At 58.3% G+C, this 24,530-nt stretch carries 22 protein-coding genes and 1 tRNA gene; 10 read left to right on the top strand and 13 right to left on the bottom strand.

Going from position 1 to position 24,530, the window contains the following annotated elements:
- Position 1 precedes the first annotated feature (1 nt).
- From tssH to TAN611_RS08780, 8 genes are all read right to left on the bottom strand, one after another.
- The gene (gene tssH / locus TAN611_RS08815) at positions 2–2,641 is read right to left on the bottom strand and encodes a type VI secretion system ATPase TssH (protein WP_203067550.1); all 2,640 of its coding nucleotides are present in this window, start codon (positions 2,639–2,641) and stop codon (positions 2–4) included.
- A gap of 275 nt (positions 2,642–2,916) precedes the next feature.
- Positions 2,917–3,408: a type VI secretion system effector Hcp gene (hcp, locus tag TAN611_RS08810; protein ID WP_105230571.1), complete on the bottom strand. Its 492-nt coding sequence runs from the start codon at positions 3,406–3,408 to the stop codon at positions 2,917–2,919.
- A 1-nt stretch (position 3,409) separates the two neighbouring features.
- Positions 3,410–5,128 carry an OmpA family protein gene (locus tag TAN611_RS08805; protein ID WP_203067549.1) on the bottom strand — a complete coding sequence of 573 codons (1,719 nt, stop codon included), beginning with the start codon at positions 5,126–5,128 and terminating at the stop codon, positions 3,410–3,412.
- Positions 5,125–5,799, bottom strand: coding sequence for a type VI secretion system protein TssL, short form (gene tssL / locus TAN611_RS08800; protein WP_111737378.1), 675 nt, complete (start codon positions 5,797–5,799; stop codon positions 5,125–5,127). Before tssL ends, TAN611_RS08805 begins: the two co-directional genes overlap by 4 nt.
- Positions 5,796–7,100 (bottom strand): type VI secretion system baseplate subunit TssK, encoded by a 1,305-nt coding sequence (gene tssK / locus TAN611_RS08795; RefSeq protein ID WP_238404525.1) that lies wholly within the window; start codon positions 7,098–7,100, stop codon positions 5,796–5,798. The genes tssL and tssK overlap by 4 nt, the downstream gene beginning before the upstream one ends.
- 48 nt (positions 7,101–7,148) lie before the next feature.
- Complete coding sequence (gene tssC, locus TAN611_RS08790) at positions 7,149–8,696, bottom strand: type VI secretion system contractile sheath large subunit (protein ID WP_187043336.1); 1,548 nt, start codon at positions 8,694–8,696, stop codon at positions 7,149–7,151.
- Between the two features lie 33 nt (positions 8,697–8,729).
- Complete coding sequence (tssB, locus tag TAN611_RS08785) at positions 8,730–9,227, bottom strand: type VI secretion system contractile sheath small subunit (RefSeq protein ID WP_197951716.1); 498 nt, start codon at positions 9,225–9,227, stop codon at positions 8,730–8,732.
- Positions 9,228–10,111: 884 nt separating this feature from the next.
- Positions 10,112–10,199 (bottom strand) — tRNA-Ser (locus TAN611_RS08780).
- A 228-nt stretch (positions 10,200–10,427) separates the two neighbouring features.
- Between TAN611_RS08780 and yccA the strand changes: the two genes are divergently transcribed.
- Complete coding sequence (yccA, locus tag TAN611_RS08775; RefSeq protein ID WP_015671816.1) at positions 10,428–11,084, top strand: FtsH protease modulator YccA; 657 nt, start codon at positions 10,428–10,430, stop codon at positions 11,082–11,084.
- Between the two features lie 68 nt (positions 11,085–11,152).
- Here the strand turns inward: yccA and TAN611_RS08770 are convergent, their stop codons facing one another.
- Positions 11,153–12,238 carry an NAD(P)-dependent alcohol dehydrogenase gene (locus TAN611_RS08770; RefSeq protein ID WP_111737380.1) on the bottom strand — a complete coding sequence of 362 codons (1,086 nt, stop codon included), beginning with the start codon at positions 12,236–12,238 and terminating at the stop codon, positions 11,153–11,155.
- A 145-nt stretch (positions 12,239–12,383) separates the two neighbouring features.
- On the opposite strand from TAN611_RS08770, the gene tusE reads away from it, so the two are divergent.
- Positions 12,384–12,713 carry a sulfurtransferase TusE gene (gene tusE / locus TAN611_RS08765; protein WP_054305514.1) on the top strand — a complete coding sequence of 110 codons (330 nt, stop codon included), beginning with the start codon at positions 12,384–12,386 and terminating at the stop codon, positions 12,711–12,713.
- Between the two features lie 11 nt (positions 12,714–12,724).
- On the opposite strand, the gene yccX is transcribed toward tusE, so the two are convergent.
- Positions 12,725–13,003: an acylphosphatase gene (gene yccX / locus TAN611_RS08760; RefSeq protein WP_105230565.1), complete on the bottom strand. Its 279-nt coding sequence runs from the start codon at positions 13,001–13,003 to the stop codon at positions 12,725–12,727.
- A gap of 243 nt (positions 13,004–13,246) precedes the next feature.
- Here yccX and rlmI point away from each other — a divergent pair, with 243 nt between their 5' ends.
- Positions 13,247–14,437 (top strand): 23S rRNA (cytosine(1962)-C(5))-methyltransferase RlmI, encoded by a 1,191-nt coding sequence (gene rlmI, locus TAN611_RS08755; RefSeq protein ID WP_203067767.1) that lies wholly within the window; start codon positions 13,247–13,249, stop codon positions 14,435–14,437.
- Between the two features lie 78 nt (positions 14,438–14,515).
- Complete coding sequence (gene hspQ, locus TAN611_RS08750; RefSeq protein WP_054305511.1) at positions 14,516–14,833, top strand: heat shock protein HspQ; 318 nt, start codon at positions 14,516–14,518, stop codon at positions 14,831–14,833.
- 54 nt (positions 14,834–14,887) lie between these two features.
- Here hspQ and TAN611_RS08745 read toward each other — a convergent pair whose 3' ends face one another.
- Entirely contained in the window at positions 14,888–15,301 is a 414-nt protein-coding gene (locus TAN611_RS08745) for a CoA-binding protein (protein WP_105230563.1), read from the bottom strand.
- A 291-nt stretch (positions 15,302–15,592) separates the two neighbouring features.
- Between TAN611_RS08745 and TAN611_RS08740 the strand changes: the two genes are divergently transcribed.
- Together TAN611_RS08740 and TAN611_RS08735 are read left to right on the top strand one after the other, a co-directional pair.
- Complete coding sequence (locus tag TAN611_RS08740; RefSeq protein WP_203067548.1) at positions 15,593–16,147, top strand: DUF2057 family protein; 555 nt, start codon at positions 15,593–15,595, stop codon at positions 16,145–16,147.
- Positions 16,148–16,285: 138 nt separating this feature from the next.
- Positions 16,286–16,744: a methylglyoxal synthase gene (locus TAN611_RS08735; RefSeq protein WP_105230561.1), complete on the top strand. Its 459-nt coding sequence runs from the start codon at positions 16,286–16,288 to the stop codon at positions 16,742–16,744.
- Positions 16,745–16,780: 36 nt separating this feature from the next.
- On the opposite strand, the gene helD is transcribed toward TAN611_RS08735, so the two are convergent.
- Positions 16,781–18,835 (bottom strand): DNA helicase IV, encoded by a 2,055-nt coding sequence (gene helD / locus TAN611_RS08730; protein ID WP_187043340.1) that lies wholly within the window; start codon positions 18,833–18,835, stop codon positions 16,781–16,783.
- A 159-nt stretch (positions 18,836–18,994) separates the two neighbouring features.
- On the opposite strand from helD, the gene TAN611_RS08725 reads away from it, so the two are divergent.
- On the top strand, positions 18,995–19,447 hold the full coding sequence (locus TAN611_RS08725; RefSeq protein ID WP_105230559.1) for a YccF domain-containing protein: 453 nt from the start codon (positions 18,995–18,997) through the stop codon (positions 19,445–19,447).
- Between the two features lie 26 nt (positions 19,448–19,473).
- Positions 19,474–21,609 carry a YccS family putative transporter gene (gene yccS, locus TAN611_RS08720; RefSeq protein ID WP_105230558.1) on the top strand — a complete coding sequence of 712 codons (2,136 nt, stop codon included), beginning with the start codon at positions 19,474–19,476 and terminating at the stop codon, positions 21,607–21,609.
- 42 nt (positions 21,610–21,651) lie between these two features.
- Here yccS and TAN611_RS08715 read toward each other — a convergent pair whose 3' ends face one another.
- A complete protein-coding gene (locus TAN611_RS08715) occupies positions 21,652–22,257 on the bottom strand; it encodes a TfoX/Sxy family DNA transformation protein (RefSeq protein ID WP_105230557.1) in 606 nt (201 codons plus the stop codon).
- Between the two features lie 230 nt (positions 22,258–22,487).
- Between TAN611_RS08715 and sulA the strand changes: the two genes are divergently transcribed.
- Together sulA and ompA are read left to right on the top strand one after the other, a co-directional pair.
- Complete coding sequence (gene sulA / locus TAN611_RS08710; RefSeq protein WP_105230556.1) at positions 22,488–23,000, top strand: SOS-induced cell division inhibitor SulA; 513 nt, start codon at positions 22,488–22,490, stop codon at positions 22,998–23,000.
- Between the two features lie 361 nt (positions 23,001–23,361).
- The gene (gene ompA / locus TAN611_RS08705; protein ID WP_105230555.1) at positions 23,362–24,429 is read left to right on the top strand and encodes a porin OmpA; all 1,068 of its coding nucleotides are present in this window, start codon (positions 23,362–23,364) and stop codon (positions 24,427–24,429) included.
- Positions 24,430–24,530: the final 101 nt, after the last annotated feature.

Genomic DNA, 24,530 nt, shown 5'->3' with positions numbered 1-24,530 from the left:
ATCACTCTTCCTTATCGTTATCAAACGCCAGCACAATCCCGTCCTCGCCATGCCAGTCGAGCGTCAACGTCTGCGGCTTCTGCTTCGCCGCCATCTGGCTTAACAGCTGCTGGCTGAGCACCGGCAACAGCTGCTGGTTGAGCAGGCTGTCGACGTTGCGCGCGCCGGTATCCGGCAGCAGACAGGCGGCGGTCAGCGCGTCGTACAGGCCGTCGCCAATCCGGGTGGCAAGGCCGTAGTGGCGCTGCAGCCGCCGGCTGACCTGCTCCAGCTTCATCTGCACGATGGTGCGCATCGCTTCCGCCGCCAGCGGCCGGTAAATCACCGTCTGGAAACGGGCCAGCAGCGCCGGCTGGAAGTGGTCGCGCAAGATCGGGCGCAGCAGTTCCTGTAAATCACCTTCGCTGGCGTCCGGCTGTTCGTCCAACCGCTGCATAATGTGGTCGCTGCCGAGGTTGGAGGTCATCAGGATCACGGTGTTGCGGAAGTCGATTTCGCGCCCCTCGCCGTCGCGCATAAAGCCGCGATCGAACACCTGATAGAACAGGTTCATCACGTCGCGGTGCGCCTTTTCCACCTCATCCAGCAGCACCACGCTGTAAGGGCGTTTGCGCACCGCCTCGGTCAGAATTCCGCCCTGGCCGTAGCCGACGTAGCCCGGCGGCGAGCCTTTCAGTTGGGAAACGGTGTGCGGCTCCTGATATTCGGAGAGGTTGATGGTGATCAGCGATTTCTCGCCGCCGTACAGGCAGTCGGCCAGCGTGAGCGCGGTTTCGGTTTTACCGGTGCCGCTCGGCCCCACCAGCAGGAACACGCCCTGCGGCCCGTTTTCACTGGTCAGGCCGGTTTTGGACGCCCGCAGCCGCTGGGCGATGGCGTGCAGCGCCGTATCCTGCCCGACCACCCGCCGGCCGATTTCCGCCTCCAGGCTCAGCAGTTCGTTCTGTTCGTCCTTCATTAATGAGGAGAGCGGCACCCCGGTCCAGTCGGCAATCACGTTAGCCACGCTGCGGGCGTCCACATCCGCCGTGAGCAGCGCCTGCTCGTGGGGAAGCGCCGCCAGCGCCTGCTGGACAGCCGCGATCTCCCCCTGACGCGCGCCGTCCGTACGGCACGCCAGCAGTTGCTGAATCAGTTCCTGCTCCTGTCGGTACTGGCCTTCTAACTGCGCCAGACGCTGGTTCAGCTCTGCGGTCTGGGCGGCGATGGCCGTCAGCCGTCCCTCTTCTTCCGGGTTGCCGACGGCGATATCCGCCAGCAACGCCTGCTCTTCCAGCGCCAGCGCGGTAACGGCAGCCTGTGCGTGGACGATCGCTTCCGGCACGGTGTCCAGACTCATGCGCACCCGGGCGCTGGCGGTATCCAACAGATCCACCGCCTTATCCGGCAGTTGGCGGCCGGTGAGGTAGCGGCGGGAGAGCGTGACGGCGGCGCGCACCGCCTCATCGGTAATATGCACGCCGTGGTGCTGCGCATAGCGGGATTTCAGGCCGCGCAGCATCAGGCAGGCAGTGGCGTCGTCCGGTTCGTCCACTTTCACCATCTGGAAACGACGCTCCAGCGCCGCGTCGCGCTCGAAGTACTGTTTGTATTCGCTCCAGGTGGTGGCGGCGATGGTGCGCAGTTCGCCGCGCGCCAGCGCCGGCTTCAGCAGGTTGGCAGCATCGGCGCCGCCGGCCTGATTGCCGGCGCCGATAATGGTGTGGGCCTCGTCGATAAACAGCAGCACCGGCGTCGGCGACTGCTGCACCGCATCGATAATGTTTTTCAGCCGCTGTTCAAACTCGCCCTTCACGCCGGCGCCGGCCTGCAGCAGCCCGAGATCCAGCGTGCGCAGCGTGACCGGCTGCAGGCTGGCCGGCACGTTGCCCTCGGCAATGCGCAGCGCCAGCCCTTCCACCAGCGCGGTTTTCCCCACCCCCGGTTCGCCCACCAGGATCGGGTTGTTTTTACGCCGGCGGGAGAGAATGTCCACCATCTGGCGGATCTCGGTATCGCGGCCGAACACCGGGTCGATCGCGCCGGCCCGCGCCTTGGCGGTCACGTCGAGGGTGAATTTATCCAGCGCGCCCTGTAGCGCCGGGGAGAGTTCGCCCGCCTTTAGGTCGGCGTCCGCCGCAGGCTCCGCCACCTCGGCGCAAGTCTGCGCCAGCCCGGCCTCCTGCTGCACCTCCGGACGCTCTTCCGACTGCGCATCCAGCAGCGGGCGCAGGCGCTCCAGCTGGCTCTGCCCCAGCGTCAGCAGCGGCCACAGGCCGTCGCAGCGCGCCAGCGCGGGCTTGCCTACCAGCGCCGTCAGCAAGTGAACGCTGCGGATCTGCGTCTCGCCGGCCAGCGAGGCCAGCAACCAGGCCTCCTGCAACAGCGTCAGCAAACTGTCCGCCAGTTCCGGCCGCCCACGCACCGAGCGCGGCAGGCCATCGAGCCAGTTCAGCAGCGCCTGCCAGATCTCATCCATATTCCATTCGTAACGCCGCGCCAGCACCGTCAGGTCACCCTCGCCCTGCTCCAGCAGCTTCAACAGCCAGTGTTCCGGCTGGATCTGCGCATGCGCGCGGGTCTGGCACAGCGACGCCGCCCCTTCCAGGGCGCGGGCGCAATAAGGGTTAAGACGACGTAACAGAACGGCTGAATTTTCCATAATTCTCTCTCTTGATTAATCGGTTCCCGGGCACGCTACCGCCCATCGCTGTGTACCAAAGCGCATCAGGTCAGATTGCCGGATTGTGATCTCTTTGCTGAACGCCCGGATGCCGGATGCTCAGGAAAAAAAGCGGACAGGAAACCTGTCCGCACAGGCTGTTAACCTCATCATTCGTGTCGCAGGGAGACGGCAGGTTTGCCTATCCCAGGGATTCTGTGACCGGAGTCAGCAAACGCTGCCAGCACTCCTGCGGCGCGAAGTATGACGGGGCATTACGCGGTAGCGCGTTCGTTCCAAGAGTCGGAATGAATGATGTTGCCGTCTTTGTAGGTCCAGGTGATTTTTTCGTAACGCAGCTCGATCCGCTCGAGGTGGTTATGCTTTTCAAACGACGGATCCTTGATGTCGTGCATCAGCGGATTCACCTTCACCACCTTCACGTTCTCCAGTTTGGTGTTGAAGTACTCCACTTCCTGGCCGGCATCGTTAATGCGGTACCATTTGAACTCCGCCGACTTCAGGGTCTGCCCGGTGGTGACCGCCTTGTACAGGTACGGGCTGGAGGCATCGATTTCCTTGGTAAACAGGAACGGCGTATGGATGCGGGTACCGGTCAGCTTGCCGGTGTTGTTATCGGTCGGGATGTACAGGTTGTGTTCCTGCGCCACCACCTCGATGCTGCCTTCGCGATCCTGAACGTCCACCGACCCTTTGATGTCCGCGCCGCCGTCGTCTTTCAGCCAAAGATAAACAGGAATTGCCATTTCATTTTCTCCACTCGTTGTTATCAACGCCGTCACCTTCCAATGATGACGGCGGGGTTGCGTCCGGCAGCCGGCAGGCGTCCGCCTGCGGCACCAGACTGATTTCGACACGTCGGTTAAGCGCACGGCCTTGCGACGTATCGTTGTCGGCGACAGGACGGCTTGCGCCATAGCCCTGCACCGCAAAACAGCTTTCCGGCACGTCGCCGGTATCACGCATCCAGTTGCGCACCGCCTCGGCGCGCTGCAACGACAGCCGCTGGTTCAGCGTTGCCTTGCCGGTGTTGTCGGTATGGCCGCTGACCACAATCAGCCAGCCCGGTTTGGCCTTGATGTCCACCAGCGAGTTGACCAGCATTTTGGTCGAACCGGCTTTCAGCTCCGCCTTGCCGGAGTCAAACAGCGACATGCTGTCGAGGCGGACAATTTTCGGCGCCGGCGCCTCGGGCTTAACGTCTGGCGGCGGCGCCGGTGGCGGAACATACGACCGAATCGCGTCCAGCAGCGGCGTTCGCAGGCGTTCGCCGCGATACAACCCCAGCCCCAAACGCTGCGGTTCGCCGTTGCGCGCATAGTCGTCCAGCAGTGAGGCGTTCAGACGCAGCCTGGATACCGCCTCCGCCTTCGGCCCGTAATCCTCCATGGCGATGCGGTGATAGTGGCGGATATCAAAAGCCAGGCGCTTTAGCAGCTGCGCGTTACTCCAGGCGCTGCCGCACAGCGCGACGGCCACCGCCAGGGTAAACATCGCCAATCCGCTGCGCCCTGCCCGCTGGCGCGGCGTTAATCCGTCTCCTGCAGGCAGTAAAGGCAAAATAAAATCGGGCAGCGGCATTCGCGCCGGATCTGTGGCTGCCGCTGGCTGCCAGCCGTCAACCTGACTCAGCGCGGTATGGCGGCGTAACCACTCGCGCCACAGCGATGCCGGCAGCGCACCGTTAACTGACGGCCCCAGCCCCCATAAGACAGCCGTCGGCGCAACGGCGGGCGCGTCCGGGTTTTCATGGGTAAACAGCGCCGTCACAGACTGTTCAAACCATGCCATCAGGCCGTTGAGTACAATCTGCTGCCGCGCCGCCCTCTCACCGCCGCTGTTCATCCAGGTGGCGACCGAAACGGGCGCCGCCGATTCCCGCCATACGCAGACGGGTTCACCCGCCATGGCCGCCTGCCAGAGCGGCTCGGGCGACATGGCGCAGCCAGCCTGAGCATGCAGCACCAGCGGTATGGCATGGCGGCTCTTTCTGCGCAGTTGGCTTATCTGCCAGCGCAGCGCCAGCAAATGGCTGGTCAAGCGTTCCGTATCGTTATGTCTCTGCGGACACAGGGTGACCATCACCGCAAGCTGACGCCCCCAGGCCGGCCGCATCTGCAGCAGCTGGCGGGCGGTCCGCAGCAGCTCCTGATGCGACTCAATCCGGATCCAGCAGCCTTCCGCCATCGTCAGCACCGCTGATGCTGCCGGCCATTGCCGGGGCAAATCGCCGCACACCAGCACCACCGGCCGTTTCCAGCTCGCCTCAGGCAAATTTTCCAGCGAGGCGGCGATCTCCTGCTCCGGATGGCGACGCGTCAGCCAGAGCGTCGCCATCAGCGCGCCCCCGACCAGCAGCGTCAGCAGGAGCGCGACCGGCCAGGAGACGGGTAAAAAAACCAGGCTCACGCTCGCGGTCAGCAGTACGCACCACAGCGCCAGCCCCCGCCGTAGCGCGGAACTCATTGCACCGCTCCCGGCAGCAGCGTGACCAACAGCGTATCCAGCCAGCGATCAAGCCCCCACCACAGCGCGGCCAGCGCCAGCAGCGCGCAGCCGATGCGCACCGGCCAGGCGGCAAACCAGCCGCTCATCCCGCGCCCGCCTTTAACCCCGGCCAACACCGGCGTCGTCTGTGGATAGCCAAACGGCGGAACACGGTCGTGCAATGCCTGCAGCAGCTTCTCCCGCTCGGGATCGTTCAATGAACGGTATCCGCCCAGGAACCCCAGCAGCATCACCCGGTGGAAACAGGTCAGCACCGCGCTGTCGGGCGCCGGCTCACGCAGCACATCGCGCATCCGGTCACACAGCGTGTCGCCGGCATCGATGGTGCCGAGAAAATGCCCCTGCAGCGGCATGTCATACCACTGCACGCACGCATCATCCTGTACGCCGCGCCCTTTGACCGCCTCATCAATCAATGCGCACTGGGCATAGAGAATATGCCGGCGGCTTGCCTCGTCGCAGCCGCCCTCCCGCAGCGCCTGCTGGACCTGCTCAACGTCCGCCACGCAGCGCTCCCACAGCACGCGGCCGTCCCCATCATTAAACGACGGACCATGGCGCAGGCTGATGACCTGCAGCCAGGTGTTCTGCAACAGCGCATCGATGTCGCACTCTTGTTTTTCACTCATGTTCTCAGCACCGCAAATAGTTCAAGCTCAGGCTCGCCCAGCGTGCCCGGGACGTAAAACATACAGCTGCCGCTGGCCAGCATCTCCTGCGCTGCGGGGTGTGCCAGATCAAGCGAGAAGTACTGGTTCTCCAGCCGCAGCGGGATGGCCGCCGGAACATGGCTCAGCGGTTTCAGCGGGATCCCCTGACGGGAGGTATTCACCAGGCTGGTCACATAATCGGGGCTGCCCACTTTGCACTGACGCGGAAACTGCTCCTGCAGCTGCGCCGCCGGCAGTGGCGAACGCACGGAAAGGTAGTAATCCGCCCCTTCATGCAGACGCGGCTCCTGCAAGCGCGCCTGCCACTGGCGCAGCCGTTTGTCGTGCGTCAGCGCAATCGCCATCACCCGTGACGGCAGGCTGGCTTCCAGCAGCTCGCCGAGCAGCGCGAACAGCGGCGGGAACACCGCATTCAACTGCTCATGCCGCCAGGCAGGAATGGCGCTGAGCTGATGATCCAGAGAAAAAGTCAGCAGGCTGCCGGCCAGACGCGCCAGCTCCGGATAAAGCCGCTCCGGCGCGCTTTGCGGAAAATGCTGAAACTGCCCCAGCACCGGTTCCGCGCTGTTCAGGGCATTGAGCAGCCAGAACAGCGAGACGTCCGCCACGGCAAAGTCCGCCATGCGCTCGTTACTCTCCCGACGCATGGCCATCAGGCGGATCAGACGGGCGCGTAACTGCGTCATCAGCAGTTCCAGTTGGGTCATCAACCAGCGGCTGCCCCGCATCGCTAACAGCGGCGGCAGATACGCTTCGTCAATTACCCAGTTTCCCTGCGAATCCTGCAACAGGCGCGCCACCGGGCAGGTCAGGTAATCGCCGTTATTCTGATGGGCAAAGCGCAGGGTAAGCTCTGCCTGCATCACGGCGATCTGGCGATCGTCGTCGCCGTATTGGTTACGCACGTCACGCCAGCGCTGGCGGTAGCGCACCGGACGCTCCGCCGTCTCATCCGGCTTCAGGCAGTTGCCGCCATTAGCGCGCAGCAACGGCAGGGCCAGCACTACCACGGCGTCCTGACGTTCGCCGTCAAGCGCAAGCGCCGGCGGCAGCGGATCGGCCTGTGCCGTGTCAACCAGCGTGCCGTCCTGAAAGCGCAGGTGTAAATGCTGGGCCTGCAGGCGGCCCAGTTTCAGCATATCCGCGTCGAATACGGCCTCGAACACCCCCCATGGGTGATTCAGCCCCATCTGAGCGATACTTTCAGCGCTCCAGGCCGCATGCGCCGCCTGCTGTTGAAAATGCTGGGGCGAGATCATGATCCCCCGCCCCCATAGTGGCTGTTCAATCTTCACCGGTTGCCCGCCTTATGCTTTCGCCTTCGGCATCTGGGATACCAGCGACAGGTTGACGTCCATCCCTTCCACCTGGAAGTGCGGCACCGCATACAGCTTCACGCGGAAGAAGCCCGGGTTGTCTTCGATATCTTCCACCGCCACCCTGGCGTCGCGCAGCGGGTGCGAAGCCTGCAGCTCGTCGCCCGGGTCGGTCATTTCGGTCACCAGGCTGCGCACCCAGGTGTTCAGCTCCAGCTCCAGCAGACGGCGATCCTTGGTGGTGCCGATGTTTTCGCGCTGGATCAGCTTCAGGTAGTGCGCAATGCGCGACAGCAGGAAGATGTACGGCAGCCGCGCGTTGATGCGGCTGTTGGCGGTGGCGTCCGCGGTGTCGTACAGCGCCGGCTTCTGCGCGGAGTTGGCGGAGAAGAAGCACGCGTAGTCGCGGTTTTTGTAGTACGACAGCGGGATAAAGCCCAGGTTGGCGAACTCAAATTCGCGGGTTTCCGGGATCATCACTTCCGACGGGATTTTCACCTGGTTGCCGGTACCCAGATCGTAGAGATGGATTGGCAGGTCCTGCACCGCGCCGCCCGCCTGCGGGCCGCGGATTTGCACGCACCAGCCGTTGTTGATAAAGCTGCGCACCATATTGGCGGCGAACGCGAAGGAGGCGTTGGTCCACAGGTATTTATCGTGATCCGGGCCTTTTACCTCTTCCACATAGTTGAAGCTGCGCACCGGCACGGTGTCCGGGCCATACGGCAAGCGGCCCAGCACCCGCGGCATCACCAGGCCGATATAGCGCGCGTCATCGGTTTCCCGGAAGGCTTTCCACTTGAGGTATTCGGCGCGGTCAAAGTAGTTGCCGATATCCTTAATCGCGGCGACGTCTTCCATCTTGTCTTTCAGGAAGAATTTCGGCCCGGCGGAACCGATAAACGGCATATGCGCCGCGGCGGACACCTTGGAGATATTGCGCAGCAGCGCGATATCCTGGGCGGAGGCGTCGAACTCATAGGCGGAGATCAGCGCGCCGATCGGCTCGCCTCCCGGCGTGTCGTATTCGGCGACGTAGGTCTGCAGGTAAAGCCCGCTTTGCACAATTTCCGGCGCGTCTTCAAAGTCCTGGCGCAGATCGTCTTTCGACAGATCCAGCAGTTCGATTTTGACGTTCTGACGGAAATCGGTTTTGTCCACCAGCGACTTCATGCCGCGCCACAGGGATTCCACCCGCTGGAAGTCTTCGTGGTGCATCACCGCGTCCAGCTGGCGGCTGATTTGCTGATCCAGTTCGGCAATGTGGTGATCCAGCAGGGTTTTGTCCAGCTTTTCCACCCTGGTGCCGGACTGCTTCAGACGCTCCAGAAAGATCTGCATCGCGGCGGTGACGCGTTCGTCCGCCGTGGCGTCGGACATAATCTGGTTATCCTGCCAGCTGTCCAGCGCGCTCAGCGACGCCACCGGGTTCAGGTTGATTTTTTCAAACAGGGACGCATACACACCGCCCGCCTGCGGACGTTCCAACACCACGTTTTCGCCGCCGGCAGCATTTTCATTTTTTACAGACATCAGCATTTTCTCTCGTTAATCCGTTAAATATCGCGGCCGTTACGGCTGCTCCGGCGCCAGGGCGGACAGTTCATCGCGCAGTTCCGCGCTCAGGGCGGGATCCCGCAGAATGGTTTCCAGCTCTTTACGGAACGTCTGGTTATCCAGCAGGTTGGCTTTCAGGTCGCGCAACAGGTTGCGCATGGCCAGCATGGCTTTCAGCTGAGGGATCTGGCGGGCGACCTGCTCCGGGGTAAAGTCGTTCATCTCGCGGAACGTCAGGCTGATGTTTTCCTCGCTGCCGTCGCCGGCCAGGGTGTTTTCCACCGCCAGGTTGACCGACGGAGAGAATTCGGCCAGTACGCTGTCAAAATTGTTTTTGTTAACGTTGATCTTCTCGCGCTCGGACAGCGGGCGTTGTTCACTGCCGTTGCTGTAATCCCCCACCACCATCAGCTTGAGGGGCAGTTCGACTTTTTTCTGGGCGCCGCCGGTATGCAGGTCCAGCTTGATATTGACGCGGGCCTTGGGGATCTCGGACTGGTATGAGTTAGACATTGGCTATCCCTGTTCTACAAAATAAATAGAAACGCTCAATGCCGTTGATGAATAGAAAGAATAAAGCTGAGTTGCCAATATGGCATATCCCTGTAGAGGTCCTGCGGCGCAGATAAATAACCGGGCCACAGCAAGCGCATTCCATCCATGAACGACACGTGGTTACAGGCTTTTTTTTCTGAAAAACAAAATTTCAGATAATTACCTATGGGCCAGAGTTTAAAAATGTTAGAGGTATTATTGAAAATCATTATATGTAACAAGATGTTTCTTTAAGCCCCAACAACAAGAAAGGAATCATCAATTTGATTTACAAGAAAAATCTTACCATTACCCACCTAACCCCTGTGGGATAAGGGCGGAGGTAAAATGATCAATTACTCTTAACCTCACGAATTGTACAAACTATGCTTAATAAAAAAGAAATATCCTAGATTTCATTTTTTTCAAAAAATGAGACATCGATTCCTATTTTTATTGTCCTTAACGATAAAACTAAAAAAAACTATTCCATCGCCACCTCATCTCGCTATTCCATTTAATGAGATTAATCGTTTTTCATCTAAAGAAAGCTTATTATTGCTGCCGATATGATTAGCCCTATCACGAATGTAATTGCCGGCTATGGAAAGGAAAGGCTGATGCGTTTTTTATGGCAGGCAGATGCCGGTTTTAAACGGCGGGGTTTTGGTGAGGGGAAGAAATAGGCTCATTCCGCCCTGCACCAATAGCATGCATACGCAGCGGTGATATTGTTGTCTGCAGGCTATCAACGTTCGAAGATAAAGCAGCCCGGGCGGGCGTCGCGTAGAGTCTGCGCAATGGCTGGCGGCAGACCATAAAGAAAACCCCCAGGCTTATCGCTAAGCCTGGGGTCTGTAATATGGCGGAGGAGCAGAGATTCGAACTCTGGAACGGTTTCCCGTCGACGGTTTTCAAGACCGTTGCCTTCAGCCACTCGGCCACCCCTCCGTAATGAGGCGAACTATAAACACAGTATGTTGGCTTGTAAAGTCCACGTCCGTTCAACCGCGCGAAAAACCAGCACGCCGCCGCCGCCCGCCGAATAAAGCGGCAAATCGTACACCGTTGCGCCAATGATGACTAAGGGTAAAGATTGGTAAACAAACTTTAATCAATCGCTTGCACTATTTATCATCGTAACTAATTTTGTGATGACCTGATAAGAGAGATCATTATATGGACCGCACTGTCGTCTCATCCTCGCGCGATTCGTTGCTCAGCACCCACAAAGTGCTGCGCAATACCTACTTCCTGCTTTCCCTGACGCTGGGCTTCTCCGCGCTGACCGCTACCGCCAGCACCATGCTGGGGCTGCCGGCGCCGGGTCTGCTGCTGATGTTGGTCGGTTTCTACGGCCTGATGTTCCTGACGCACAAGCTGGCCAACAGCCCGGCGGGCATCCTGGCCGCCTTCGCGCTGACCGGCTTTATGGGTTATACCCTGGGCCCGATCCTCAGCTCGTTCCTGAACGCCGGCGCCGGCGACCTGATTATGCTGGCGCTGGGCGGCACCGCGCTGGTGTTCTTCTGCTGCTCGGCCTACGTGCTGACCACCCGTAAGGATATGTCGTTCCTGTCCGGGATGATGATGGCGGGCTTTGTGGTGCTGCTGGTGGCGGTGATCGCCAACCTGTTCCTGCAGATCCCTGCTCTGCACCTGGCAATCAGCGCGCTGTTTATTCTGTTCTCCGCCGGCGCCATCCTGTGGGAAACCAGCAACATCATCCACGGCGGCGAAACCAACTACATCCGCGCCACCGTTGGCCTGTATGTCTCGCTGTACAACATGTTTATCAGCCTGCTGAGCATTCTGGGCTTCGCCCGCAGCAACTGATGCGGCAGCCAGCACGATGATAAAAGCCTCCGCCTGTGCGGGGGCTTTTTTACGTTTAACGACCGGCGTCAGGCGCTAATCGCCAGCTTAATCACGCCGTCGCGTTTTTCTGCAAACAGCCGGTAGGCGTCAGCGATCTCATCAAGCGGGAAACGATGGGTGATCAGCGGCGTCAAGTCCAGGCCGCCATGCTGCACCACGTTCATCATTCGGCGCATCCGCTCTTTGCCGCCAGGGCACAGCGCGGTGCGGATGGTGTGATCCCCCAGCCCATTGGCAATGGCGCTGACCGGCAATTGCAAATCGTCACTATACACGCCCAGGCTGGACAGCGTGCCGCCCGGTTTGAGCACCCGCAGCGCCTGATTAAAGGTGCGCTGCGTGCCCAGACACTCAATGCTGGCATCCACGCCGCGCCCGCCGGTAATTTTCAGGATCTCATCCACCACGTCGACCTGTTTGTAATTCAGCAGCACATTGGCCCCCAGCCGTCCGGCCATCGCCAGCTTCTCCGGCGCGCTGCTGACGGCAATCACCAGGCTGGCGCCGCGCAGACGCGCGCCTGCTGTCGCGCACAGGCCAATCGGCCCCTGAGCAAACACCGCCACGACATCGCCTATCTTGATACCGGCGTTTTCCGCGCCCTTAAAGCCGGTGGACATCACGTCCGGACACATCAGCACCTGCTCATCGGACAGGCCGTCAGGAATCGGCGCCAGGTTTGCCTCGGCATCCGGCACCAGCACGTACTCCGCCTGGGTGCCGTCAATCACGTTGCCAAAGCGCCAGCCGGCGGTGGCCTTATAACCGTGGCAGGCGCATCCCGCCAGATGCGAGCCATCCTGCGCGGGGTAGCCGTCCTGGCAGGGATAGGAGGTAAACGAGGGGCAAATAGCGCCGGCCAGCGCCCGCTGTCCCTCGCGGTAGCCCTTCACGTTGCTGCCCAGTTTTTCGATAATCCCAACCGGCTCATGGCCCACGGTCAGCATCCTGGACACCGGATATTCCCCTTTCAGAATATGAATATCCGTGCCGCAAATGGTGGTGGTGGTAATTTTCAGCAACGCATCATTCGGACCGGGGGCAGGAATAGGCTTATCAACCAGCTCAATACGCCCTTTCTCAATAAAGGCAGCGGCTTTCATCATACTCATGTCAGCTTCCTTAACGCTCAGGTGAGTGGGAGGCAGTCGGGCACATAAGACGCCCAACCTGAGTGTAGTCAACGCCGGCGCTGGTGTTTGCTGCCGTTAAAATTTGCTAGACTGCGCAACGTGATCAGTTACCCGTTGAGGCAGTATGTTGGAGTTTGAAGGTCAGATTATTGATACCGATGCGCAGGGCTACCTGAAAAACAGCGCCGACTGGCATGAAGGCCTGGCGCCGCTGTTAGCAGCGCAGGAAGAGATTGTCCTGACGGACGCGCATTGGGAAGTGGTGCGTTTTGTACGTAATTTCTATCAGGAGTTTAATACCTCACCGGCAATTCGCATGCTGGTGAAAGCCATGGCGCAAAAGTACGGCGAAGAGAAAGGCAACAGCCGCTATTTATACCGTTTGTTCCCGAAAGGCCCGGCCAAACAGGCGACCAAAATTGCCGGCCTGCCCAAACCGGTCAAATGTATCTAATCCGCCGGTGCTCAGTAGCGAATCGTAAACCCCTGTAGGGCCTGCTCGCCGCTTGGCTCCACCAGCACGCGGTCAACGCGCGCGCTGCGTGGGCCGCCCTGCTTCAGCCAGTCGATCAGCGCCTCAACCTGCAGCTGTTCCCCGCACGCCAGCACTTCCACGCTGCCGTCATCCAGGTTGCGCGCATAGCCGTTCAGGCCCAACGCCGTCGCCTTAACCTGTGTGTTGTAACGAAAACCCACGCCCTGCACCATGCCGTAGACATACGCCACTCTACAAATCTGCGTCATCACTGCCCCCTTTGCTGCAACTTCACCGGGTTATTCCTTAGTCATTTCCCGCCGCCGCCGGCGGGATACCACAACGTAGTCGGATTATTCTAACAAATCACGTAAACTAGCCCGACATGATGGCCGTTGCGCCCTGCGCCGGACAGCCATCCAACATCGTCAGTGGCGTCCTTGCCCGGCGATGATGATGTCATTTTGACTGATAATGACCTATCCGTCGTCATCCACCGTATTGAAAGAGTAATCATAATGCGCCTGTTTCTCGCCAAAGGACGTGAAAAATCCTTACTTCGTCGTCATCCCTGGGTCTTCTCCGGAGCGGTTCAACGCATCGAAGGCAAGCCGCTTTCCGGTGAAACCATCGATATCCACGACTGTCAGGGAAAATGGCTGGCCCGCGGCGCCTATTCGCCGGAATCGCAAATCCGCGCGCGCGTCTGGACTTTCCAGCAGGATGAAGCGGTTGATATCGCGTTCTTTATCCGCCGTTTACAGCAGGCGCAAAACTGGCGTGACTGGGTCGCCAAACGCGACGGACTGGACGGCTACCGCCTGATCGCCGGCGAATCTGACGGCATGCCGGGCATTACCATTGACCGCTTCCAGAATTTCCTGGTGCTGCAGCTGCTGTCCGCCGGCGCCGAATATCAACGCGCGGCGCTGCTCTCCGCCCTGCAGCACTGCTACCCGGAATGTGCGATTTACGACCGCTCCGACGTGGCGGTGCGTAAAAAGGAAGGCCTGCCGCTGACGCAAGGCCCGGTGCTGGGCGAACTGCCACCGGCATTGCTGCCGATTACCGAACACGGAATGAAGCTGCTGGTCGATATTCAGCAGGGACACAAAACCGGTTTCTATCTCGATCAGCGCGACAGCCGCCTGGCCGCGCGTAATTTTGCCGCCGGCCGCCGCGTGCTGAACTGTTTCTCCTATACCGGCGCCTTTGCCGTCTCGGCCCTGATGGGCGGCTGCCGCCAGGTGATCAGCGTTGATACTTCGCAGGCAGCGCTGGACGTGGCCCGCCAGAACGTCGAGCTTAATCAGCTGGATGTCAGCAAGGCGGAGTTCGTGCGCGACGATGTGTTCCAACTGCTGCGCAACTATCGCAATCAGGGGGAAAAGTTCGATCTGATCATTATGGATCCGCCGAAATTCGTCGAAAATAAGAACCAGCTGGCCAGCGCCTGCCGGGGCTATAAAGATATCAATATGTTGGCACTGCAGCTGCTGAACCCAGGCGGGATCTTGCTGAGTTTCTCCTGCTCGGGGCTGATGGCAACCGATTTGTTCCAAAAAATCCTGGCTGACGCCGCTGTCGACGCCGGTTGTGATATACAATTTATAGAGCAGTATCGGCAGGCTGCCGATCACCCGGTGATCGCCACCTATCCGGAAGGGTTGTATCTGAAAGGGTTTGCATGCCGGGTGATGTAACTTGAAATAGACCGTTTTGCCCCCATATCGATGATATGCAAAGGAGCGGGCAAAAAAACTGTTTCTCAGGAGGTCACCATGATTGCCAGCAAATTCGGTATCGGACAACAGGTTCGTCATAAACTGCTGGGGTATCTGGGCGTCGTGATTGATATCGACCCGGAATACTCTTTGGAACAACCTAAAGCTGACGAAATCGCCGCCAACGACGATTTACGTTCCGCGCCGTGGTACCACGTCGTGATGGAAGATGAAGAAGGCCAGCCGGTTCATACCTATCTGGCGGAAGCGCAACTGGCGGGTGAAGAACAAGATGCGCATCCGGAGCAGCCGTCGCTCGATGAGCTGGCGGAGTCCATCCGCAGTCAACTGCAGGCGCCCCGCCTGCGCAACTAAGCATCACGGCCTGAGAAACCTGCAGGGCCCGGTACTACGCCGGGCCCTGCGTTTTTATCGCTCCAGCCCCAAACGCGGGATTTCGATTTTCGGGCAACGGTCCATCACCACCTTAAGCCCGGCCGCCTGCGCCAGCTCTTCCGCCTGGCTATTAATCACGCCAATCTGCAGCCACAGTACCTTGGCACCGATAGCGATCGCCTCCTGCGCCACGCCATAGGCCGCTTCCGCATTGCGAAAGACATCGACCATATCAATAGGATGGGGGATATCATCCAGGCTGGCATAAACCTGCTGCCCCAGCAGCGTCTGCCCGGCCAGCTTCGGGCTTACCGGCGTAACCTGATAGCCCTGCGACAACAGATAGGCCATGACGCCATAGCTCGCACGCGCGGGTTTATCACTGGCGCCGACCAGCGCAATACTTTTCACCTGCCGCAACACCTCGGCAATCTCACGATCGTCCATCTCGCTCTCCTGATTATTGGCGGGTAGTGCCTGCCGTTTAGTCTATACCCAAAAGCGCGGCTTGGCAGTCGATAAACCTGTGCGATAAGCCTCAGATAAAAATGACAAACGCTGCAACCCTGAGGATTTTTTGCGGTCTGAAGGAATCAACCGCTCGTCGGCTGCGGATTATGTGTCCAAACATCAATAAAAATGACAAAATGTAACCCGTAGCGGCTGACGGAAAAATTTTGACACACTGTGTCCGCTCCTCAACAATAGAAAGCATGCCTGCAGATAAGGAGATAACGAATGAAATTTGGTCTGGTGGTTACGGGATTGCTCGGCGTTTGCCTGAGCCTGTCGGCCGTAGCTACGACCCTGAAACTCTCCCCGGATATCGAACTGTTGGTCGTTGACGGCAAACAGATGACCGGCTCGCTGTTAAAAGGCGCTGACAGTCTCGAATTAAACGGCGGGCAGCATCAACTCCTGTTTAAGGTCAGTAAACCCCTGCACGTGGCAACGCAGCCGCCTTCGCTATACACGTCGCCATTGATGCTGGTGGCATTCAACTCGCATAACGTCAGCGCGGTGGCGATTAAACTCCCCCCGATCGACAGCCAGCAGGATGGCCAGCGCTTTGAGCAGCAGCAAAATTATCAGGTGATCGATCAACAGGGAAAGGCGCTGCCAGCAAAACGCGATATTCTGCTCATTACCCCGCCGTACGCCAATGAGCGGCTGGAAAAAACCGTCGCCGACTATAACCGCCAGCCGCACCCGGCCGCCGTCCCGGCCTTTGCCAGCCAGAGCGCCAATGACCAGGATAACTTATCCCCCGGCAAGCCCTGGCGTACCCCATAATGGCGCTTTTGCCGGACAAAATGACGGCAAAGGCTGGCGAATGTCACTTTATCATGATTTTCAACGCGTAAACGCTAGGCAGAAAAATGCAGTTTCAGTAATCTGCTGAGTATGATTCGGTAAGCCAAGGATATTGCAATGGAAGTGACTACCCGCACGATTGAGGAACGTAAACATATCGCCCTGGTGGCGCACGATCACCGCAAACAGGATTTGCTGCGGTGGGTCGAAGAACATAAATCGGCGCTGGCCCAGCATCAGCTTTACGCCACCGGCACCACCGGCAACCTGATCCAGCGCGCCAGCGGCATTCCGGTACAGAGTATGCTAAGCGGCCCGATGGGCGGCGACCAGCAGGTCGGCGCGCTGATCTCGGAAGGCAAGATTGATATGCTGATTTTCTTCTGGGATCCACTGAATGCCGTGCCGCATGACCCCGATGTCAAAGCCCTGCTGCGTCTGGCGACGGTGTGGAATATCCCGGTGGCCACCAACCGCGCCACCGCCGATTTCCTGATTGGCTCTTCACTGTTCACGCAGGCTGTGGACATCACCATTCCCGACTATCAGCGTTATCTGCAAGAACGCCTGAAATAACGGTTAACTGCCGGGCCGCCTGCCGCAGCCCGGCGATTACGGTTTTTTCTGCAGCGGCACGCCCAGCTCATGCAGCTGTTCGACAAATACCGACGGCCGCTCGCGATCCTGCAGCAGCCACACCTGATGTTTGGCGCGCGTCAGCGCCACATACAACAACCGCCGCTCTTCCGCGTCCGGGAAATCTTCCGGCTGCGGCAGCAACACGTCTTCCAGCACCGACTCACGCGCCACTGCCGGGAAGCCGTCGTTGCCGTCATGCAGCCCGACGATAATGACATACTCCGCCTGCTGACCTTTACTGGCATGAATGGTCATAAAGTCGAGATTGAGCTTCGGCCAGCGGGTGGCGGCCTTCTGCAGTACCTCCGGCTTTAAATGGTGGTAGCGCGCCAACAGCAAAATGCGCTCGTCAGGCTTAGCGTAACCGCTGAGCTTATCCAACAGATTTTCCAGTTGCTCCTGCGGCAATATTGCCACCGACTTCTTGTTGCCCTTGCTTAAGCTGTTGAGCGGCTTTTTCAGCTGATGCGGATTCTGCTGCACAAAGCGGTTGGCGATATCGCCGATACGTTCGTTGAAGCGATAGGTGGTATCCAGCGCGCACTGCGCCCCGGCGCCAAAGTTATCGGCAAATGCGGTGGTCAGGCTGAGCTCCGCCCCGCTGAAACGGTAGATAGCCTGCCAGTCGTCGCCGACGGCAAACAGACAGGTCTGCGTGTTTTGTTTACGCAGTGCGGCCAGCAGTTGCGCGCGCTGTGGCGAAATGTCCTGAAACTCGTCCACCAGAATATGCTTCCAGGGACTGACGAAGCGCCCTTTCTCCAGAATGGAGACCGCCTGATGAATCAAGCCGGAAAAATCAACCGCTCCCTCCTCCTTCAGCGCGCTTTTCCACGCTTTCAGCAGCGGCGCCATCAGCCGGATACGTTTGGAGAACAGATCGCGGTTTTCGTCATCCGCCTGCTCGATCATTTCCGCCTGGCTGCCGCCGTGCATACGCATCAGCCCCAGCCAACGCTCCAGACGTCCCGCCAAACGTGACGCCAGACGCCGATCCTGCCAGAAATCCCCTTCGGGAACTTCCCATTCCAGTTCATCCGTCAGCCATTGGCGCCAGCCTTTCGCCTGCGCTTTTTTCTCCGCGCACTGCTGCTGCCAGCTGGCGATCAGTAATTCACGCCGGGCCTTGCTGTCGGTTTCCAACTTGCTGATGACGGGGACTTTGCGGCTGCCCTGCTGGATAATCTGCAGCGCCAGCGCGTGAAAGGTTTTCGCCTGAATCGTGCTGACGCCGAGACGTTCTTCTATGCGCTGGTTCATCTCTTCGGCCGCCTGCCGGCCGAACGCCAACAGCAGGATTTGTTCCGGCGCGGCCTCCTGTCGGCGCAGCAACCACCCGGCGCGCGCCACCAGCACGGAGGTTTTGCCGCTGCCGGCCCCGGCCAGCACCAGCACCGAGTCTTCACCATTAACCACCGCCCGGCTTTGCGAGACGTTCAGCGGTGAAGTTTCCACCGTTTGGAAGAAATCAGCATGTTCCGCCAGCATCCGCTCCGTCCACTGCCGGTTACGTTCGGCGACGCTGTGCGGCCCCTGCTGCAGCCACTGTTGGCAGAGTCGGTAATCATCACGGCAGTTGTCAAAACTTTCCAGACGTGCCGCCGGCATCGGCAGCGCGCCGAAGGCTTCGCGGATCTGCTGCTGCAGTTTGCCCAGCGCCGAGCGCTTGAACCACTTATCCTGCTGCTCAATTCGCTGGATATTTTCCACCTGCTGTTGCAGCACGCCAGCGCTGATTTCGCTCATTTCGGCGCTCCAGCGCTGCCAGGCCTGCAGCATATAGTGGTAGAAACGCTGCGTTTCCTGCCATTCGGTGCCATGCAGGCGCACCACTTTTTCGTCCGGCAGTTCGAACTCCAGTTCGCCCCAGACAATGCCGCGTTTACAACGGACCTCAATCAGTTGATTGAACGGGATCAGATATTCATGCTTTTCACCGCTGACCTCAACGCCGGCATGCAACAGTCGTACTCTGTTATAAGGATGCTGAGCCAGGTGTTTTCCCAGCGATGTCGCTTTAAGTTCCATATCGGCGTGCCATGACTCTATTGAGATTGGAGAGTTGCCAGTTTACCTGTGATAAGCAGTGACACTCTAGCGCTAAAAAAAGGGTAGAATAGTTTCTACGTTTTGATAGCAAACGCAACCGCCTGGCGGTTTGACCATTATTAGAGCAGAGTCCCAACCATGCGTACTGTACTGAATATTCTGAATTTTGTGTTAGGCGGTTTTTTCACGACCCTGGCGTGGCTGTTCGCCACCCTGGTCAGTATCGTCTTAATCTTTACCCTGCCGCTGACACGCTCCTGCTGGGAGATCACCAAGCTCTCGTTCCTGCCTTACGGCAATGAGGCAATCAGCGTTAACGAACTGTACCCGGAAAAAAGCAATGCGCTGCTTTCCGCCGGCGGTTCGCTGCTCAATGTGTTCTGGCTGATCTGCTTTGGCTGGTGGCTGTGTCTGTCGCATATTACCGCCGGCATCGCCCAGTGCATCAGCATTATCGGTATCCCGGTAGGCATCGCCAACTTTAAAATCGCCGCCATTGCGCTGTGGCCGGTCGGACGCCGGGTGGTTTCCGTCGAAATGGCTCAGCAGGCCAGAAGCGAAAATGCGCGTCGCCAATATCAACAACGTTAATTTTTTCTCCGTCTGAGGAGTTTTTTGTGCTTGCTTTTGCACCGGCGCTGCGTCGTTATGCCTACAACAGCAGTCTGCTTTACAACCTGCGTATTTTTATCGCTCTGGTCGGCACTACCGCCGTTCCCTGGTGGCTGGGCGTTCCCAAGCTCACCATTCCGCTGACGCTGGGAGTGGTTGCCGCCGCCCTCGCCGATCTGGATGACCGGCTCGCCGGCAGGTTGCGTAATCTGCTGATTACGCTGGTCTGCTTTTTTATCGCCTCCGCGTCGATCGAACTGTTGTTCCCCTACCCTTGGCTGTTTATTCTGGGCCTGGCGCTGTCTACCTGCGGTTTTATTCTGCTGGGCGCGCTGGGGCAACGCTATGCCACCATCGCGTTCGGCGCCCTGTTGATCGCGGTGTACGCCATGCTCGGCACCTCGATGTACGACATCTGGTACCAGCAACCTATTCTGCTGATTGTCGGTGCGGTCTGGTATAACCTGCTGACGCTGGTAGGCCACCTGCTGTTTCCTATCCGTCCGCTGCAGGAGAACCTGGCGCGCTGCTATCAGCAACTGGCCAACTACCTGGACGCCAAGGCCAACCTGTTCGACCCGGACGCCGAGAAAGACGCCGACCTGCCGTGGATGGACGTCGCCATGGCCAACAGCAGCCTGGTCAGCACGCTGAATCAGACCAAGATGTCGCTGTTGACGCGCCTGAAAGGCGATCGCGGTCAGCGCGGCACCCGCCGCACGCTGCATTACTATTTTGTCGCGCAGGACATCCATGAGCGCGCCAGTTCATCGCACGTTCAGTACCAGGCATTGAGCAAACAGTTCCGCCACAGCGATATTCTGTTCCGCTTCCAGCGGCTGCTCAGTAAACAGGCCCGCGCCTGCCAGCAACTGGCGCAATCGATTCTGCTGCGGCAGAAATACCAGCATAACAGCCGCTTTGAGCCGGCGTTTACCCGTATTGAAGAAGCCCTGTCGCGCATCGCCGTCAATGCGGATAACCGCGAACTGACCAAGGCGCTGTCTCACCTGCTGAAAAATCTGCGGGCGATTGACGCCCAACTGGCAAATATTGAATCGGAACAGGCGCTGGCCAACGGCCAGGAGGAAGAGAACAGCCTGTCGGACGACCGACTGACCGGCTGGAGCGATATCCGCCTGCGCATCAGCCGCCACCTGACACCGCAATCGGCGCTGTTCCGCCATGCCATCCGCATGTCGGTGGTGCTGTGCATCGGTTATGCGTTTATTCAGTTGACCGGCATGCGGCACGGTTATTGGATCCTACTTACCAGTCTGTTTGTCTGCCAGCCCAACTATAATGCCACCCGGCGGCGGCTGGCTCTGCGTATTATCGGCACCCTGGCGGGGATTCTGATCGGCCTGCCGATCCTGTACTTTGTCCCGTCGATCGAAGGCCAACTGGTGCTGATCGTGATCAGCGGCGTGCTGTTCTTCGCCTTCCGCACGGTGCAGTATGCACACGCCACCATGTTTATTACCTTATTAGTGCTGCTGTGCTTCAACCTGCTTGGGGAAGGCTTCGAAGTTGCCGCCCCACGCGTTTACGACACGCTGTTGGGCTGCGCCATCGCCTGGGCGGCCGTGACCTTTATCTGGCCGGACTGGCGTTTTCGTCAGTTGCCCGCCGTCGTCAGCAAAACGCTGAATGCCGACTGCCGCTACCTGGACGCGATTCTGGTTCAGTATCACGAAGGTAAAAATAACGGTCTGCCTTACCGCATTGCCCGCCGCGACGCCCACAACAGCGATGCGGAACTGGCGTCGGTGATTTCCAATATGTCTGCGGACCCCAAAGCCGATAAAGCAACGCAGGAGGCGGCCTTCCGGCTGCTATGCCTCAACCATACGCTCCTGAGTTATATTTCGGCGCTGGGGGCTCATCGTGAACGGCTGACCAATATCGACGTGTTCAACGTGCTGAACGATGCCGTTTGCTACGTAGACGGTGCGTTGCAACACGACGCAGCCGATGCTCAGCGCATCAACCTGGCACTGGAAAAACTGTCCGCGCGCATCGCGCAACTGACGCCAGAACCAGAAAGCAAAGAGCAATTGGTACTACAGCAAATAGGACTGGTTGTTGAACTTCTGCCGGAGCTGACGTCATTGAACGCGCAGATCGGGCAATCACAATGAGCCTGTAACCATGGTAAGGCGCGTTACAGCAGCTAACGCGCCTTACGACACTTCTTTATTGAACCACTCGCTCAGTTCTCCGCGAATCTCTTCAGGCAACGCAGCGTGATGATAACCGGCAATCGCGCCGGCCAACGACAGCAGCGCCTTCAGCCCCAGGTTCTTTTGCTGCAGCATCAGCTTCAGAAACGATCCTCTGGCCCCCTGCAAACGTAAATCATAGACGTCGCGTATCCCCACCCGCCACAGCAAACGCTCCAGGCCGGCATCAATATTCGGCAAGCCCTTCAGGCGCCTGCTGCCGCGACTGCGGCTCTGTAGCTCTTTGCTCGCCTCGCGTTTCGCCTGCCAGGCGAGCGCAAACAGCGCCTGCGGCTCCCCCCACAGCTGATGGTCGACCCAGTAATAGCGCATAATGATCGGCACGCCGCGCTTTGAGTACACCATATTGACCATGCCGCGCGAGCGAAACTCGGGCTCCAGGCTTTTTGTGGCGCGCAAATACATCTCGCCGTCGGCAACGACGGCGAACATGACGCCGTCAGCCAGTAATCCATAGCCGCCAAACTGCGAGCGGGTAGTAATATTGCCCAATGCGTCAAAACAGGCTTTCGCCTGTGCGACTCTTGCTATGGTTCTTCCATGCATAACATTCTCCTATGTGGCTTCTCAGTCAATCATAATTAAAATCAATAAGATAAAACTTACGAGAACACGTAATAGAAAAATACGCATTAATGTCTGCACTGCCAATCACAAATCCATTGCGTACAAAAAGCGTTCACAAATATGCGAGGCATGACGAAAAATTGACTTGATCTCGGGATACGTTGCGGATACTGTATATACATACAGTACAACTACAGGCGGGATATCACATGCGTACTCAATCACTTCACAAAGCCCATCGCAGCCATAACGCGTTTACCCTGAATGGTGCGCCGGATGCCTCTGCGGGCAGCGCCAACGAAAATGGCCTGATCGGTGAATTTGTTTACAACGAGCATCAGCCCGCGGTCACTCAGCTTCTATTATTGCCGCTGTTGCAGCAGTTAGCCACCCAGTCGCGCTGGCTGCTATGGCTGACGCCGCAGCAGAAACTCAGCAAGCTGTGGCTACAGCGCTCTGGCCTGCCTGCAGATAAAGTCGTACAATTAAGCCAGATCAGCCCGGTTAACACGGTCGATGCGATGGAAAAAGCGTTGCTGACGGGGAACTACAGCGCCGTGCTCGGTTGGCTTCCTGAGCTAAGCGCTGAAGATCGTCTAAAATTACAGCGAGCGGCTGAACAGGGTCATGCATACGGCTTTATTATGCGTCCTCAGCGTGACACTATCCCGGCTCAGGGACAGTTTCCGACCCTAAAAATTCACTCTTCTTTGTATCATTAAGTAAATTTAGGATTTTTCCCATCATTTTTATCCCCCGAAAATGGAACCTTTGGGGGATCATGCACAAAGCGAGAGCAGACGCGGTTCCACGCCCCTGTCTGAACAAAAAATCGGCTAAAAATACGCCTAAATTTGTTAGCAAATATGACTATTTCTGCGTTTTTTTTTAGAGCTTTATCACATCACACTTGTAACTTTCGCGCCACGTTGTAGACTTTACATCGCCAAGGTTGCTCTATAACGCCAGTAAAAAACTGGAGAGTAACAAACGAGGGCACAAACCTTGGCGAAGGAATTTAACCAAGGGCTTAAAAATCAGCTTTAAAGCTCATTGCCTATTTGGATGATAACGAGGCGCAAAATGAAAAAGACAGCTATCGCATTAGCAGTGGCACTGGCCGGTTTCGCTACCGTAGCGCAAGCCGCCCCAAAAGATAACACCTGGTACACCGGTGCTAAACTGGGCTGGTCCCAGTATCATGACGTAGGTTTCTATGGCAACGGCTACACCGGTACCGGTAACGGCCCTATCCATGAAAACCAATTGGGTGCTGGTGCGTTCCTGGGTTACCAGGCGAACCAATACCTGGGCTTCGAGCTGGGCTATGACTGGCTGGGCCGTATGCCTTACAAAGGCAGCGTGAACAACGGTGCTTTCAAGGCACAGGGCGTTCAGCTGGCAGCTAAACTGAGCTACCCAATCGCTGACGATCTGGACATCTACACCCGTCTGGGTGGTATGGTATGGCGTGCAGATTCCAAAGCTAACTTTGGCAATGGCACCCGCATCAGCAACCACGACACCGGCGTTTCTCCGCTGGCTGCGATTGGTGTTGAATACGCACTGACCAAAAACTGGGCTACCCGCCTGGATTATCAGTTCGTTAGCAACATCGGCGACGCAGGCACCGTGGGCGCACGTCCAGACAACACCATGCTGAGCCTGGGCGTTTCTTACCGTTTCGGTCAGGACGAAGCAGCTCCAGCACCAGCGCCAGCTCCAGCTCCAGTTGTTGAAACCAAGCGTTTCACTCTGAAGTCTGACGTTCTGTTCAACTTCGGTAAAGCAACTCTGAAACCAGAAGGCCAGCAGGCTCTGGATCAGCTGTACAGCCAGCTGAGCTCTATGGATCCTAAAGACGGTTCCGTAGTTGTTCTGGGCTACACTGACCCAGTTGGTAAAGATGCATCCAACCAGCGTCTGTCTGAAAACCGCGCTCGCAGCGTAGTTGACTACCTGGTTTCTAAAGGCATCCCTGCAGACAAAATCTCTGCACGTGGCATGGGCGAAGCTAACCAAGTTACCGATAGCTGCGGTTACAAAAACGGCCGTGCTACCAAAGCACAGATCGAGTGCCTGGCACCGAACCGCCGTGTAGAAATCGAAGTTAAAGGCGTTAAAGACGTTGTAACTCAGCCACAGGCTTAAGTTACCTCTTCTTAATAAAAACCCCGCGCTGCGGGGTTTTTTTTCGTCTGTATCCGGTTAGCGCCACAAAAAAACCGGCGCGCGGCCGGCTTTATCGTTCG

Source organism: Serratia sp. Tan611, from assembly GCF_905188235.1.
GTDB lineage: Bacteria > Pseudomonadota > Gammaproteobacteria > Enterobacterales > Enterobacteriaceae > Serratia_B > Serratia_B rhizosphaerae.
Note: the sequence above shows the minus strand (reverse complement) of the source record. Positions and strands in the feature narration are given on the sequence as shown.